Annotated in this window: 12 protein-coding genes; 10 read left to right on the top strand and 2 right to left on the bottom strand. The window is 68.4% G+C overall.

Annotated elements, in window-relative coordinates; translation table 11 throughout:
* The first annotated feature begins 2 nt into the window (after nucleotides 1-2).
* From ASC81_RS07825 to ASC81_RS07815, 3 genes are all read left to right on the top strand, one after another.
* Nucleotides 3-752: a PP2C family serine/threonine-protein phosphatase gene (locus tag ASC81_RS07825; protein WP_056264887.1), complete on the top strand. Its 750-nt coding sequence runs from the start codon at nucleotides 3-5 to the stop codon at nucleotides 750-752.
* Nucleotides 753-773: 21 nt separating this feature from the next.
* Complete coding sequence (locus tag ASC81_RS07820; RefSeq protein ID WP_056264886.1) at nucleotides 774-1,154, top strand: DUF4280 domain-containing protein; 381 nt, start codon at nucleotides 774-776, stop codon at nucleotides 1,152-1,154.
* Between the two features lie 79 nt (nucleotides 1,155-1,233).
* Nucleotides 1,234-2,127, top strand: coding sequence for a hypothetical protein (locus ASC81_RS07815; RefSeq protein ID WP_056264883.1), 894 nt, complete (start codon nucleotides 1,234-1,236; stop codon nucleotides 2,125-2,127).
* 98 nt (nucleotides 2,128-2,225) lie between these two features.
* Here the strand turns inward: ASC81_RS07815 and ASC81_RS28170 are convergent, their stop codons facing one another.
* Entirely contained in the window at nucleotides 2,226-2,786 is a 561-nt protein-coding gene (locus ASC81_RS28170) for an OmpA family protein (protein ID WP_056264880.1), read from the bottom strand.
* 159 nt (nucleotides 2,787-2,945) lie between these two features.
* On the opposite strand from ASC81_RS28170, the gene tssK reads away from it, so the two are divergent.
* The 7 genes from tssK to ASC81_RS07775 are packed head-to-tail and all read left to right on the top strand — an operon-like array spanning nucleotide 2,946 to nucleotide 13,011.
* Entirely contained in the window at nucleotides 2,946-4,283 is a 1,338-nt protein-coding gene (tssK, locus tag ASC81_RS07805; protein WP_056264878.1) for a type VI secretion system baseplate subunit TssK, read from the top strand.
* Between the two features lie 23 nt (nucleotides 4,284-4,306).
* Nucleotides 4,307-5,632, top strand: a complete 1,326-nt coding sequence (locus ASC81_RS07800; RefSeq protein WP_056264875.1) for a DotU family type VI secretion system protein — start codon at nucleotides 4,307-4,309, stop codon at nucleotides 5,630-5,632.
* A gap of 2 nt (nucleotides 5,633-5,634) precedes the next feature.
* Complete coding sequence (gene tssM / locus ASC81_RS07795) at nucleotides 5,635-9,180, top strand: type VI secretion system membrane subunit TssM (RefSeq protein WP_056264872.1); 3,546 nt, start codon at nucleotides 5,635-5,637, stop codon at nucleotides 9,178-9,180.
* On the top strand, nucleotides 9,177-9,788 hold the full coding sequence (tagF, locus tag ASC81_RS07790; protein WP_056264868.1) for a type VI secretion system-associated protein TagF: 612 nt from the start codon (nucleotides 9,177-9,179) through the stop codon (nucleotides 9,786-9,788). Before tssM ends, tagF begins: the two co-directional genes overlap by 4 nt.
* Nucleotides 9,789-9,796: 8 nt before the next feature.
* A complete protein-coding gene (locus ASC81_RS07785) occupies nucleotides 9,797-11,572 on the top strand; it encodes a type VI secretion system contractile sheath domain-containing protein (RefSeq protein WP_056264865.1) in 1,776 nt (591 codons plus the stop codon).
* A gap of 36 nt (nucleotides 11,573-11,608) precedes the next feature.
* A complete protein-coding gene (locus ASC81_RS07780; RefSeq protein WP_056264862.1) occupies nucleotides 11,609-12,244 on the top strand; it encodes a hypothetical protein in 636 nt (211 codons plus the stop codon).
* A 20-nt stretch (nucleotides 12,245-12,264) separates the two neighbouring features.
* Nucleotides 12,265-13,011 carry a hypothetical protein gene (locus tag ASC81_RS07775; protein ID WP_056264860.1) on the top strand — a complete coding sequence of 249 codons (747 nt, stop codon included), beginning with the start codon at nucleotides 12,265-12,267 and terminating at the stop codon, nucleotides 13,009-13,011.
* Between the two features lie 31 nt (nucleotides 13,012-13,042).
* Here the strand turns inward: ASC81_RS07775 and ASC81_RS07770 are convergent, their stop codons facing one another.
* Complete coding sequence (locus ASC81_RS07770) at nucleotides 13,043-14,635, bottom strand: beta-xylosidase (protein WP_082536355.1); 1,593 nt, start codon at nucleotides 14,633-14,635, stop codon at nucleotides 13,043-13,045.
* Nucleotides 14,636-14,748: the final 113 nt, after the last annotated feature.

Below are 14,748 nucleotides of genomic sequence, written 5' to 3'. Positions count from 1 at the left end.
CTGTGCAAATCGAGCTGGCATTGATGTCCGAGCAAGGTGGCCGCAGCTACAACGAGGACGCCTGCGGCCACTGGCATTCCGAGCGCTACCTCTGCTGCGTGCTGGCCGACGGCGCGGGCGGGCATGGTGGCGGCGACATCGCCTCGAAGCTGGCCGTCAGCCATGTGCTGCAGGGCTATGCCAGCCTGCCCGCCCATGCCCCGCAGGCGCTGCACGCACTGCTGCAGGACACCAATCGCGAGCTGCTCGCCCAGCGCGCTGCCAACCCCAGCTTGCGCAACATGCACTCCACCGTGGTCGTGCTGTCCATCGACCTGCAGGACCGCAACGCGCTGTGGGGCCATTGCGGCGACTCGCGCTTCTACGCCTTCCGCGACGGCCAGCTGGCCGTGCGCACGCGTGACCACAGCCTGGTGCAGTCCCTCATCGATGGCGGCATGCTCGACGAGGCCGGCGCCCGCGTGCATCCCAAGCGCAGCGAGCTGTATTCGGCCCTCGGCACCGACGGCAGCGACCTGCACATCAGCGTGTCACCCGCGCCGCTGCCGCTGTTCGGCCGTGAGGCGCTGATGCTGTGCACCGACGGCCTGTGGGAGTGGGTGCCCGACGAGGACATCGCCGCCGCGCTGGCCATCGCGCCGGGGCCGCACGCCTGGCTGAAGAACCTGCAAAAGCGCGTGCTGCTGGCCGCCGCCGACAAGCCCAACCACGACAACTTCAGTGCCCTGGCCCTCTGGCTGGGCGCGGACTGAGGACGACCGAGGAGAGCCACCATGCCCCAACATGTCTGCAACGGCGCGCTGATCAAGTGCAGCTTCGCCTTTCCGCCGCCCGGCACGGGCACGCTGGTCGTGCTGCCGATGAACCGCATGATGACCAGCAACCAGCCGGCGGCCACCATCATGGACAACAAGCCGATGCTCAACATCATGCCGTTCGGGCAGTGCATGAGCCCGAGTCAGCCGAGCATGGCCTCGCTCGGCGTGCCAGGGCCGTGCGTACCGGCGACGCCCATCCCGTGGTCACCGGGCGCGCCGACGGTGATGCTGGGCAATATCCCGGTGCTCAACAACACCTCGACGCTGAGCTGCGTGGCTTTCGGCGGTGTCATCACCATCATGATGCCGGGGCAAGTGACTGAAATGACCCCTTGACCAGGCGCCACGCCGGGAACTGACCGGCCCGCATCCGCCACACAGAGTCTGCCCAAAACAGCACTTTGAGGAGACCCTGATGGCCGATCTGTCCATGCCCTACCCGCCGGAGCTCACCAAGGCCCAGTGGGACCGCAACAAAGGCGTGATGGCCAAGCTCTTCGTCGGCAAGACCGACATCGGCGCCGCGCTGACGGCCGTGGAGCTGGAGTTCAAGCGCGGCGGCTACGCCAGCATCAAGACCTTTGACGGCGTGGCCGACCCGCTGGATTTGGCGGAGTACAAGAAGGGCCTGCTCAGCGGCCTGGCCAAGGCCGAGGCGGCTGTCAACAACAAGCTCGGCGCGCTGAAGGTCATCGCCACCGCCGCGCACAGCGACTTCGCCAAGAGCAAGACGGTGCCCAAGTCGGCCACCACCTATGTCAAAGGCATCCTGGACGCCATCACGGCTTTCAAGGCCGCGCTGGACAAGTTTCCCGGCGAGCTCGACAAGGCGCTGGACAAGGACTTCCGCGAGCGCCTGCACAAGACCAAGGAATACGTCGCGACGATGGCCACGGCCAAGTCGGCTAGCGACCTGGCGGTCAAGATCATCAACATGGTGAAGATGGTCGAGGCCAACCCGACGGTCGCCAACGTGAACAAGGTCTTCGGCGCCGATGGCCCGCACCGCATGCTGACCACCAGCTTCAAGACCTGGGACCAGTTCGTGAAGGTCCAGTTCCCCAAGCTGTCCGCCAAGCTCTATGCCGGCACGGCGATGTCCGATTTCTTCACCCTGCCCCACCTGTCGGACATCGGCAACGAGACCAACAAGGCCGCCAGCAGCAAGCTCGCCGCCAAGGTCAAGGCTGGCGCCGACGAGAAAAAGGTGGTGACGCAGTTCCTGCTGGAGTACAGCAAATCAGTCGTTGAAGCGCAGAAACTGCTCAAGCACTTCGTCGCCATCGGCAAGGTGCTGAACGCGGTCTGAGTGGACCCCTCGCCCAGTCGCGCCGCCTCGACCGTCCCCCGGGGGGACGGCAATGCTTGCCGGCTCGACCGGCAAGCAAATCGCCATCGCGGGCCGGCTTACTTGCGCCCGATCTCCACGCGGCGGTTCTCACCGGCCTTGGGATTGGCGGGGTTCTTCAGGTCCTTGGCACCCGCACCCTCGATGACCAGCAGCGCCGGGTCGGCGCCCTTGGCGACCAAGTAGTCACGGACCGACTCCGCCCGCTTGATGGACAGCGCCTGGTTGGCCGCCGGCGTGCCGGAGGCATCGGCATGGCCGATGACGCGCACCTTGCGGTCGCTGTTCTTCTTGGTCTTGAGCACGTCAGCAAAGACGTCGAGCTGCTTCTTCAGCACCGCGGGCAGCTCGGCCGACCCGACCTTGAACGACGTGGCCGGCAGCGAATACTTGATGGCCGGCTTGAAGCCCATGCACTTGAAGCCTGCGGCCTCCAGCTCCTTGCACTTGTCATCAGGAAACAGCCCTTCGGCGATGGACTCGGCCGTGGGCACGGTCTTGCCGAGGTCGACGGCCTCGGCAGCCGACGCGGCTGCGGGCGGAGCCTCGGGGGTCTGCGCCGACACGCCCAGCGTGAAACCGCACAGGGACGCAAGCAGCAGGGGGCGGAACATCTTCATGGCGGGCACTCGCTCAACAGCCGAAACGCTCACTGAGTGACCGCCACGACCAGATGGTTCCCGGGAACCAAGCCGGCGCCGCAGTCACTCACTGCCTGATCGCCGGCCCCAGTGCCGCTCCCCATCCGTTTTCACTGCTCCCTTGAGGCCAAACCATCCATGACCTGGCGTGACCGCGTGATCTGGACGGAGGGCATGTTCCTCCAGCCGCAGCACTTCCAGCAGCATGACCGCCACTGGGAGCATCAGTGGCGCCAGCGCCTGCAGCAGGCCGTCGCCTACGGCTGGGGCTTCGCGGCGCTGAGCCTGGACGAAGCCTCGCTGACGCTGGGCAAGGTCGGCCTGGCTGCGGCCCAGGGCCTGCTGCCCGACGGCACCGCCTTCTCGGCCCCCGGCAGCGACGCCGCGCCGGCCGCCCTCGACATCCCCGCCGATGCCCGCAACGAGATCGTCGTGCTGGCCGTCACCCTGCAGCGCCCGGGCGTCGTCGAGACCGACGCCGAAGGTGCCGCCGGCTCCATGGGACCGCGCTTCACGGCCAGCGAGGTCAATGTCGGCGACAGCAACTCCCAGCTCGACCGCGACGCCGCCCTGCAGGTCGGCCGCCTCAACCTGCGCCTGATGCTGCAGCGCGACGCCGGCGAGGGCTATGCAACGCTCGGCGTGGCCCGCGTGGTGGAACGCCGCGCCGACAACCGCGTCGTGCTCGACCCCGCCTTCGTGCCGCCGCTGCTGCACGCGCCTGCCCACCCGGTGCTGGACGGCTATGTGCGCGAGCTCTGCGGCCTGCTCAATCAGCGCGGCGAGGCCCTGGCCGCACGCCTGGCCGCACCCGGCCGCGGCGGTGTCGGCGAGATTGCCGACTTCCTGCTGCTCGAAGCCGTCAACCGCAACCAGGCCCTCTTCAACCACCTGCGCTCGGTGTCGTTGCTGCATCCCGAGCGGCTTTACACCGACTGCTTGACGTTGGCGGGCGACCTCGCCACCTTCCGCGACAGCCGCCGCCCGGCCGCCTATGCCGAGTACGTGCACGACGACCTCGCCGCCACTTTCCGCCCGGTCATCGACGACCTGCGCCAGTCGCTGAGCATGGTGATGGAGCAGACCGCCATCCCCATCGAGCTGCAGGACCGCGCCTATGGCGTGCGCGTCGCCCTCATCCCCGACGTGCAGTTGCAGCGCAGCGCCACCTTCGTGCTGGCCGTGTCGGCCCAGTTGCCCGGCGACGCACTGCGGGCGCGCTTCCCCACGCAGGTCAAGATCGGCCCGGTCGAGCGCATCCGCGACCTCGTCAACCTGCAGCTGCCCGGTGTCACGTTGCGTCCGCTGCCGGTGGCGCCAAGGCAGATTCCGTATCACGCGGGCCACAACTACTTCGAGCTGGAGACGCGCGGCAACGAGCTGTGGAAACAGCTTGAAAGCTCGGGCGGCCTGGCCATGCACATCGCCGGCGAGTTCCCCGGCCTCGAACTCGAGTTCTGGGCCATCCGGGCTTGACCTCCCTCTGATCGGCACGCCCCATGAGCGATCCCAACAACGACGATCCCTTTGCCGCCTTCGGCCAGGACCGCACGGTCATCAAGCCGAGCGCGGGCCGGCCGGTCACCGGCATGCAGCAGCCGGCCAAGGCGCAGCCGTCGGTGTCACCGGCCATGCCTGCCAGCCGCGAAGCGCCGCTGGCGTTGGAGGCACTGACCAGCGCCAGCCTCAACCCGCTCGTCGCGGCCGCGATGCCGCTGCTGTCGGCCGCGCCGCGCGTGCGCCACAGCGCCCAGCACCCCAACCCCGCCGGGCTGAAGGAGGCGTTGGCCGACGGCATTCGCGCCTTCGAGGCCAAGGCGCGCGCCGAGGGCCTGCCCAACGAGCAGGTCATCGCCGGCCGCTACATCCTTTGCACCCTGCTCGACGAGTCGGCCGCCAGCACGCCCTGGGGCGGCTCGGGCGCCTGGGCGGCGCAGAGCCTGTTGGTGCAGTTCCACAACGAGTCCTGGGGTGGCGAGAAGGTCTTCGCGCTGATGGCCAAGCTGGCCGAGAACGTGCCGGCCAACCGCAACCTGCTGGAGCTGCTCTACGTCTGCCTGGCCTTCGGCTTCGAGGGCCGGTACCGCGTCATCGACAACGGCCGTGCCCAGCTCGACGGCGTGCGTGCGCGCCTGGCGCAGATGCTGCGCCAAGGCAGCAACCCCGACCCCGCGCTGTCGCCGCGCTGGCAGGGTGCCGAGCCGGCCGAGGCCGGGCTGCGCCAGCGCCTGCCGCTGTGGGCCATCACGGCCGCCACGGCCCTGGTGCTGCTGCTGGTCTATGTCGGCCTACGCTTTGGCATCAACGGCGCGTCGGACAGCGTGTTCACCGCACTGCGCAGCTTCGACGTGAAGACCGCAGCCGTCGCCGCACCCACGCCGCAGCCGGCCGCGCCCCGCCTGGCCGGACTGCTGGATCTGGACGTCAAGGCCGGCCTGATTCAGGTCAACGACCTGGCTGACCGCTCCGTCGTCGTCATCAAGGGCGACGGCCTGTTCGGCCCCGGCAGCGCCGAGGTGTCGAGCGAACTGCGCCCGCTGGTGCTGCGCATCGGCGAGGCCATGCAGCGCCTGAAGGGCCCCGTGCAGGTCACCGGCCACACCGACAGCCAGCCGATCCGCTCGCTGCGCTTCCCGTCGAACTGGCATTTGTCGCAGGCGCGCGCCGAAGCCTTCCGCAACCTGCTGGCCGAGCGCGTCGAGGTCAGCCGGCTGCGCGCCGAGGGCCGCGCGGACGCCGAAGCCGTGGCGGACAACAGCACGCCCGCCGGGCGCTCGAAGAACCGGCGCGTCGAAGTGACGTTGATGGTCCAGGACGCGCGCTGATCATGAAAAAAATCCTGTCCATCCTGTTCCACCCCGTCACGCTCGGCGTGTTCGGCCTGCTCGTCGTCTCGGCCCTGGTGTGGTGGGCCGGCCCGCTGATCGCCTTCGGCGACAACCGCCCCTTGGACACCCGCCTGGCACGCGGCATCACGCTGGCCGTCGTCTGGCTGCTGGGCGGACTGCGCCTGGTGTGGACGCAGATGCGCCGCCGCCGCATCAACGCCGCCCTCGTCAAGGGCATGGGGGGCGGCCCGTCGGCCTCGGCCAAGGAAGAGGCGGTGCTGCAGGAGCGCTTCACCGCGGCCATCGGCCTGTTGAAGAAGGCGCCGGGCGCCAAGAAGGGCCTGTTCGGCGGCGGTACCTCGCTGTACGAGCTGCCTTGGTACATCTTTGTCGGCGCGCCAGGCTCGGGCAAGACGACGGCGCTGCTCAACGCGGGGCTGAACTTCCCGCTGACCGACAAGCTCGGCCAGGCCAGCGTGCGCGGCGTGGGCGGCACGCGCAACTGCGAATGGTGGTTCAGCGACGAAGCGGTGCTGATCGACACCGCCGGCCGCTACGCCACGCAGGATTCCGACAAGGACACCGACGCAGCGGCCTGGGACACCTTCCTCGGCCTGTTGCGCAAGGCGCGCCCGCGCCGCCCCATCAACGGCGTGCTGCTGACCATCAGCGTGCAGGACCTGCTGGCCCTGCCGCCCGACCAACGCAAGGAGCAGGCCTCGCGCATGCGCGGCCGCATGCAGGAGCTGCAACAGCGCCTGGGCGTGAAGGTGCCGGTCTATGTGATGGTCACCAAGTGCGACCTGCTGGCCGGCTTCAACGAGACCTTCGGCGCCATGGGCAAGGAGGAGCGTGACCAGGTCTTCGGCTTCACCTTCCCGCTGGCCGCCCAGCCGGGCGAGGAGTTGATGGCCAACTTCGGCGGTGAGTTCGCGTCGCTGGAGAAGCGGCTGCGCGAGCGCCTCATCGAGCGCATGGAGGCCGAGAGCGACACGCTCAAGCGGGCAACGATTTTTGCGTTCCCGCAGCAGTTCGGCGGCCTCAAGGGTCTGCTGGGCGGCTACCTGGAAACAGTCTTCGGCGGCGGCGGCACGCTCGACGAAGCCCCGCGCCTGCGCGGCGTCTACTTCACCAGCGGCACGCAAGAGGGCACGCCCATCGACCGCGTGCTCGGGGCACTGGCCCGCAGCTTCGGCGTCGAGCGGCGCCTGACGCCGCCGGCCGCGGCCAAGGGAAAAAGCTTTTTCCTGAACCACCTGCTGCGCAAGGTGATCTTTGTCGAGCAGGGCCTGGTGGGGCAGAACGCGCAGGTCGAACGGCGCAGCGCGCTGCTGCGGCTGGCAGGTCTGGCGACACTCGGCATCGTCACGGCGACGTTGCTGGTCGGCTGGGGCTTCAGCTACTTCGGCAACCAGGGCTATATCGCCGATATCGAGGCCAAGCTGCCGGCGCTGAAGGACACGGTCACCGCCCTGCCGCCCACCAGCGGCAGCGATCCGTCGGCCCTGCCCGAGGCGTTGGCCGCCATCCGCGACGCGGCCCAGCCGCCCGGCTTTGCGCTGCACGACCCGCCGCTGCGCCTGGGCTTCGGCCTGTTCCAGGGCGACAAGCTCGATGCCGGCGCGCAGGTCTCCTATCACCGCCTGCTGCAGCGCGGCCTGGCGCCACGCGTCGCGGCCCGGCTGGAGGAGCGGCTGCGCACGGCCAACCGCGACAACCTGGAGTTCGCCTACGAGTCGCTCAAGGCCTACCTGATGCTCTACACGCCGGAGCATCTGGACGCGCCCGGCCTGCAGGCCTGGGTCGGGCTGGACTGGGACGCCAACCTCGAAGGCAGTCTTGGCGCCGAGAAGGTTGCGCTGCTGAAGAACCACCTGGATGCGCTGTTGAGCCGCGGCGCCTTCGAGGTGGCCCAGCCGATGGACAAGACGCTGGTGGCCAGCGTGCGCGAGATGCTGGGCGCCTACCCGCTGGAGTACCGCATCTTCAGCCGCCTGCGCCGCGCGCAGATCGACGGCGATCTGCCGCCGTTCACGGTGGCGGCCGCGGCTGGCCCGCAGAGCCCTAACGTCTTCGTGCGTGCCAGCGGCGCGCCGCTGACGCAGGGCATCCCGGGCATGTTCACGAAAGACGGCTACAAAAAGGCTTTCCAGACCTCCGTCGACCGCACAGCCAAGCAGCTCGCGGAGGAAGAGGCCTGGGTGCTGGGCACCAACCCTGCCACGGCCAAGCGCCAGGCGGCCGACAAAACCCTGGTCGAGCGCGTGCGCCGCCTCTACCTGGAGGAGTACGTCAAGGTCTGGGACGCCTACCTGGCCGATGTGCGCCTCGTGAAGCTCAATGGCCTGGATCGCGGCATCGCGGTGTCCCGGCTGGTGTCGGCCGTGGACTCTCCGCTGGCCGCTTTCCTGCGCGCCGCGTCGCGGGAGACCACGCTGATCGACCCGGTCAGCAACGCCAACACGCTCGACAAAGAGCTGACCAAGCGCAAGGATGACGCCATCTTCGCCAAGGGCGGCGAGCTGGCCAAGCTGGCCGGCAACCAGGCCAAGGCACCGACGAGCCTGTCGGCCGACGGCCCGCTGGAAAAGATCGTCGACGACCACTTTGCCTCGCTGCGCCGCCTGGTGACCGGCACGCCGCCGCCGCTGGACGACGTGATGAAGATGTTCAACGAGGTCTATGTGCAGCTCAGCGCCGTGCAGGAGGCGTTGAAGAGCAAGTCACCGCCGCCGGCCGGGGGCGGCGGTGCCAAGCTCAAGGCCGCTGCCGGCCAGCAGCCCGAGCCGCTGCGCGGCGCGCTGGAGACGCTGGCCGACGCGGCCGACAACCAGAGCCGGCTGGTCGAGCGCCAGAGCCTCACGGGCGAGCTGCAACCCGTCAGCGAGTTCTGCGCCCGCGCCATCGCGGGCCGCTATCCCGTCGCGCAAGGCGCCAAGGTCGACGTGCTGCCCGAAGACTTCGGCCAGTTCTTCGCGCCCGGCGGGCTGATGGACGACTTCTTCACCCGCAAGCTCAGCCCCCTGGTGGACGTGGGCACCAACCCCTGGAGCTTCCGGCCCACGGGCGACGGCACCAAGCCGGTGTCCCCCGCGGCGCTGGCGGACTTCCAGCGCGCGGCCCGCGTGCGCGAGGTTTTCTTCCGCGGCGGCGGCCGCGCGCCAGCCTTCCGCGTCGACGTGCGCGCGCTGGAGCTGGGTGACGGCATGAAAGAGCTGGCGCTGGACATTGACGGCCAGGTCAGCAAATTCACCGCCGGCAGCAATCAGGTCGTCAGCCTGCAATGGCCCGGCCAGCGGCTGAGTTCGCAGATCAAGCTGACCAGCCAACCGGGCGGCACGCCCATCGTCTTCGACGGCCCCTGGGCGCTGTTTCGGCTGTTCGACCGCTTCGAGGTGCAGGGCTCGCCGCAGCAGCCCGAGCGCTTCATCGTCGTCATGAACGTGGACGGGCACCGCGCCCGTCTGGAAGTGACGGCCAGCAGCGTGTTCAACCCGTTCCGGCTGCGCGAGCTGCAGCAATTCCGCTGCCCGGGGGCGCTGTGACCAGCGCGCCAGGTTGGTACGGCAAGTTGCCCGCATTGGGCGACTTCGCCTCGCGGCGGCTGGCGCCCGAGTGGATCGCGCAGTGGGACAACTGGCTGACCGCCGGCCTGCATGCGCTGCGTGACAACGCGCCCGACACCTGGCTGAACGACTACCTGGCCAGCCCTGCCTGGCGCTTTGCCCTGCTGCCGGGCGCCCTGCCGGGCGCCGAAGGCGAGAGCCTGCGCGTCGGCGTGATGATGCCGTCGGTCGACCGCGTCGGCCGCTACTTCCCGCTGGTGGTGGTGAGTGCCCCGCTGCCTCGCCCCAACGGCAGCGCCCAGGTGGCCGCGCTTTGGCAGTGGGCCGGCCAGATCGAGGAAATCGCCGTCAATGCGCTGCATGGCGACTGGAGCGCCGAGACGCTGGACGCCGCGCTGGCCGACGCACCGCCGCCGCCACCCACGGCGCCCGACACCGCGCTGCCGCCCGCGCTGACCGCCCTGCTCAGCCAGGCGGCCTGGGATGGCTTGCAGGGCTGCTCGCTGTGGCTGCATGCGGGGGGCGGCCCCACGGTGCAGCCCGCGCTGCCGACGGGCGCGGCCTTCGCCGCGCTCTTCAAACCTTGAGATCGACCATGACCGACTGGACTCCCAACTACGGCAACCTCGATGCCACGGCCCCGACCTGGGCCGCCAAGCGCCCGGTGCGCATCGCGCTGCTTGGCGACTTCGGCGCGGGAGCCGTTGCGGGTCGCCTCGACAGCGGCGACGACCTGGCGCGCCGCAAGCCGCGCGCGGTCGAGTTCGATTCGCTGGAGGATTGGCTGGGCCAGCAAGGCATCACGCTGAGCCTGCCGGTCGGCGCCCACGGCGCGGCCGTGGACGTGCCGTTGGCCGACCTGGAGTCCTTCCACCCCGACACGCTGTTCCGCGAGCTGGAGCTGTTCAAGAAGCTGCACGACCTGCGCAAGCGCCTGAACAACACGGCCAACTTCGACAAGGCCGCCGCCGAGGTGGCCAAGCTGTCGGGCACCAAGAAGAAGGCCTCGCGTGCCGGCCGCGGTGTGCGCCCCCGCGGCGCCGCGCCGGCAACCGGTGCCAGGCTGGACGACTTCGCGCGACTCACCGGCCGCACCAGCGTGCAGGCCGAGGGCGGCATCGACGCGCTGCTGCGCGATGTCATCGGCCCCTTCGTCGTGCCCGCCGCCAAGCCCGAGAAAGCGGCGCTGCTGGCCACGCTGGACGCTGCCATCGCCGATAGCATGCGCGCCGTGCTGCACCAGCCCGATTTCCAGGCCGCCGAATCGCTGTGGCGCGGCGTGGACTTCCTGCTGCGGCGCCTGGAGACCGGGCCGATGCTGCAGGTCCACCTCATCGACATCAGCGCGGAGGAGTTCGCCGCCGACCTCAGCAGCACGGACGACCTGGCCGACACGGGTCTGCACCGCCTGCTGGTCAACAAGCCGGCCGAAGCCAAGGACGGTGGCTACACCTTCATCGCCGGCCTCTACCAGTTCGAGGCCACGCCGCCGCACACCGAACTGCTGGGCCGCATGGCCAAGATCGCCGACGCCGCCGGCGCGAGCTTCTTCACCGCCATGGCCGTGGATGATCTCGTCAACGCCAAGAAGCCGCCGCACCCGCTCGTGGCCGAGGCCTTCGAGGCCTTGCAGGGCTTGCCCGAGGCCAGGCGCCTGGTGCTGCTGGGCCCGCGTTTTCTGCTGCGCCACCCCTACGGCAAGCGCAGTGACCCAATCTCCTCGTTCGCCTTCGAGGAGTTCACGCTAACTGATGGCCTGGGCGGCATGCTGTGGGGCCACCCGGCGTTGCTGGCGCTGACGGCCCTCGCCGGCCAGGGCGGTACGCCGACCGTGACCGACCTGCCCTTCCACCACTTCGTCGATGCCGACGGCGACAGCACCGCCCTGCCCTGCACCGAGCGCTTCATGTCGACGACGGCCGTGTCGGAACTCGGCCGCTGGGGCGTAGCCGCACTGGTGGCGCACAAGGGCGAGCCGAGCGTGCGCCTGTCGGGCCTGGGCGGCATCGCAGCGGCGGGCGCGGCGTCGAAGGCCGGCGCGCGTGCGGGCATCGAGATGAACGTGAAGTCCAAGCTCGCCGAGACGCCCAAGCGCAGCGCCCCCACCAAGGCCTCGCAGGACGACGACGAGCCATCGGGTTCTGGTGACGACAGCGGCGGCAGCAGCAGTGACATGGACGATTTGCTGGCCGGCCTCGGCGGCTCGGACAGCGATGACAGCGGCAGCAGCAGCAGCAGCAGTGACAGCGACCTGGACGCGCTGCTGGCCGGACTGGGCGGTGGCGACGACGCGCCCGCCAGCGACGACACGGCGGCGGGTGATGACGGCATGGACGCCGAACTCGCGGCGCTGCTGAAGTCGCTCGGCTAAGCACCGCCCAAATCTCAACGCCCCACCAGGACTGCCATGAATCTGATGCTCACCGAAGCCCATTGGAAATCCAAGGGCCTGCCGCTGCGGACGACGAAAGAGAAACTCACGCAGAGCAAGACCGGCATCTCGGAGGCGTTGCGGGTGCTGGCGGCCACCGACAAGCTGCTGCGCGCTGAGATCCTGAACGAGTCGCTCGTGAAGAAGATGGACACGGTGCTCAAGGCCAGCGAGGCCGCGCTGAAGAAGCTCAAGGCCGAGGACAAGAAGCTGCTCGCGCTGCGCGACAACATGGTCAAGGAGCTGGCCGACTACCGCAAGGATCACAACACGCTGGTGAACCAGATTGCGCGCGACAACATCGGCGCCGTGTCGGGCGGCATCAAGATGCTCAGGGCGCAGGCAAAGAAGGAGTTCTCGTCCGAGAACCAGGACTTCGTCGAAGGCGCCGCCAAGGTCGCCAACGCCGACGCGATGAAGATCATGGGCTACATCGCCACCATCGACGTCGGCAGCCTCAACATCTCCAACGCCTCGCGCTGGAAGGCCCTGGTCGACGAGCGCCTGCAGTGGGAGAAGGACGTCAAGCTCGCGCTGAAGACCTCGATGCTGGAGATCCGCAAGATCCAGGGCGACACCATCGACCGGCTCAAGGCCACCTGCCAACTCTGACCCTGCGAGGACGACACACCATGAAATCCGGATTCAAGCCCAAGCTCTGGACCAAGAAGGAATGGACGGATGCCGATCCGTCCAGCAAGACCCAGGGCTGCGGCGTCGAGGCCGCGCTGGACGAGTGGCAGAAGCATTGCAAGGGCAAGTTCGCGGTCATGACGCCGGTGGAAGCGGCCAAGGCCTCGATGACGGCCACCAAGCTGTCCGAGGCGATGACCAAGGCCAGCAAGAAGTGCGACCCCAAGGCCCAGAAGGAAACGCTGATGGGCATCCTCGAATACAAGAAGCGCGCCGACGACTACGCCCAGTTCGCCAAGCTCGCCGCGGCCGCACTGGTCGGCCGCGAGAAGTACGCCGGCAGCATCAAGAACCTCGAGACCGTCATGAAGGACGCCGCGGCCGAGGCCGTGTTCGAGCGCTACTGCAAGCAGCCGCAGGTCGCCATCTGGCCCAGCGTCGACACGCTCAGGCTGTTCGCGCAGAAGAAGTACGCCGACGCCGTGCGCCTGTACGGCGACGGCGGTGTGGGCGGCGGTGACTACAACATCCGCGGCGCGGATAACAAGATCCTGCACGACACCTTCATCGCCAAGGTGAGGCACGAGCAGAAGGACATCCTCGAAGCCATCGGCAAATGCGTGGCGAGCCAGAAGGAAATGCTCAGCGACCCGCGCCACTACGGCGACCACGGCCTCAAGGCCATGCCCGAATGGAAGGCGCTGGTGGAAAAGAAGTTTCCGATCAAGGAGTACGCGGTCAGCTGAGGGCGCGGCCGGCGCGGCCACGCCCCGCGGCTCAACGCTTGACCGGGTCCAGCGTCAACAAGGCGATGTCGTTGCTGCGCATGGGCACGGTGAAGTTCAGCAATCCATCCTTGCCGACGTTGACGGTGCGTTTGACCTCGGGCAGGTCCCGGGTCAGCAGCTGCAGCTTGGCGAGCTGCGCGGCGTCGAGGTTGGTGGGCGCGCCCATCTCGAGGTAGGCCGTGTAAGCGTCGTTGGCCTTGTAGCCGACGCGGCGCAGCTCGAGCCGATAGGCGCCGGGCTTGAGGTTGCGCAGCGCAAGCTTGACCGCGGGCGCCGGGCCGTTGGGCACAGGCTTGGCGAAGAACACGCCGTTGCTCTTGGCCTTCTGGTCGGGATGCTGCCAGTCCCATGCCACGACGGCTGTCTTGTCGCCATCGATCGCAGCCAATACTTTGTCGTCGGTGCTCGGGATCTCATTGCCGCGCAGCGCGTTCAAGTACTTGTAGGCGAACCAGGTCGACTTGCGCACACCATCGCGCGTCATCAGGCCGAAGCCGCCATGGAAGGCGCGGGGCGGCGGGCCCGGCTCCTCGAACAGGTCGCTGTAGGTCCAGTAGCTCATCGCCTGCGCATAGCCACGCGTGGCGCGCAGCTTGGTGAGGATCCACGGCGCGCTGATGTAGCTGTCATGCACCTTGTCGTACGGGTTGTAGCTGGTGCTCCACTCGGTGATGTACAGCGGAATGCCAGGGAAAGGCGAGGCTTCGATCTCTTTGCGATTGCGGCGCACGTCGCCGACGATGGCGTCGGGGTTGGGGTCCAGGATGCGGTCGGACTTGCCGAACTCGTCGAGGTAGCCCTCCGTGACGCCGTAGGTGTGGGTGGTGACAAAGTCGACCGGCACGCCTTCCTGTTTGGCATAAGCCAGCAACTCGGGCACCCAGAAAGCGCCGGCCGTCGCGGGGCCGCCCACCTTCAGTCCGGCATCCACCTTCTTGAGCGTGCGCGCCGTGTTGGCGTACAGCTCGAAATAGGCCTTCTGGTCGGCCTTTTCCCAGAAGCCGTCGAGGTTGGGCTCGTTCCATACTTCGAACGGCCACTTGCGAACCTCTTCGATGCCATAGCGCTGGATGAGGTGACGCGCGAAGGCGTCGATCAGCTCGGTCCAGGGTCCCGGTTGCGGGTGCGAGGTGTTGCCCTTCCAGTAGAAGATCTTCAGGTCGGAGGTCTTCATCACGGCGGGTGTGAAGCCCAGCTCGATGAAGGGCTTGACGCCACTGGCCAGGATGCCGTCGTACAGCTTGTCGATGCCGGTCCAGTCGAACACCAGCTTGTCGCCGTCCTTCTTCACCGTGCCGTAGACATCGTGAAAGATGTCGTGGAAGCGCACGTAGCGAAAGCCCAGCTCGTCCGCAGCAGTCTTGAGCTGGGCGATGTTTTCGGGGCGGCCGGTGGTGCCCGGGTAGTCCGCGCCGACCGAGAGATCGAAGAAGCGGTCCATGGGCTGGATCGCCGCAGCGCGGTCCAGCGTCACCTGGCGGGCAGCGGGAGTGGCCGCAGGGCTCGTGGCGCACAGGCCGAGTGAAAGGAGCGTCGCCGCGAGGCTGACGACGCCCCGGGGCAGGGAAAGGGATGTGTTCATTGGAGGATTGGGAGGACTTCGGAAGAGAGGAGCGGCAGGCCCGGTCCGGTATCGGCCAAGGAATTTGGAAAGAAGGCCGCCATGCGGCGGGCCTTCGGACAAACTCACAGGGA

Source organism: Pelomonas sp. Root405, from assembly GCF_001425165.1.
In the GTDB taxonomy this organism is placed as follows: domain Bacteria; phylum Pseudomonadota; class Gammaproteobacteria; order Burkholderiales; family Burkholderiaceae_C; genus Pelomonas.
The sequence above is the reverse complement of the archived record's forward strand: the minus strand, read 5'-3'. Positions and strand labels throughout refer to the sequence as shown.

Coding starts and splice junctions, on each gene's coding strand:
- ASC81_RS07820 (WP_056264886.1), top strand. CDS start 774: ATGCCCCAACATGTCTGCAACGGCGCGCTGATCAAGTGCAGCTTCGCC.
- ASC81_RS07815 (WP_056264883.1), top strand. CDS start 1,234: ATGGCCGATCTGTCCATGCCCTACCCGCCGGAGCTCACCAAGGCCCAG.
- ASC81_RS28170 (WP_056264880.1), bottom strand. CDS start 2,786: ATGAAGATGTTCCGCCCCCTGCTGCTTGCGTCCCTGTGCGGTTTCACG.
- tssK (WP_056264878.1), top strand. CDS start 2,946: ATGACCTGGCGTGACCGCGTGATCTGGACGGAGGGCATGTTCCTCCAG.
- ASC81_RS07800 (WP_056264875.1), top strand. CDS start 4,307: ATGAGCGATCCCAACAACGACGATCCCTTTGCCGCCTTCGGCCAGGAC.
- tssM (WP_056264872.1), top strand. CDS start 5,635: ATGAAAAAAATCCTGTCCATCCTGTTCCACCCCGTCACGCTCGGCGTG.
- ASC81_RS07785 (WP_056264865.1), top strand. CDS start 9,797: ATGACCGACTGGACTCCCAACTACGGCAACCTCGATGCCACGGCCCCG.
- ASC81_RS07780 (WP_056264862.1), top strand. CDS start 11,609: ATGAATCTGATGCTCACCGAAGCCCATTGGAAATCCAAGGGCCTGCCG.
- ASC81_RS07775 (WP_056264860.1), top strand. CDS start 12,265: ATGAAATCCGGATTCAAGCCCAAGCTCTGGACCAAGAAGGAATGGACG.
- ASC81_RS07770 (WP_082536355.1), bottom strand. CDS start 14,635: ATGAACACATCCCTTTCCCTGCCCCGGGGCGTCGTCAGCCTCGCGGCG.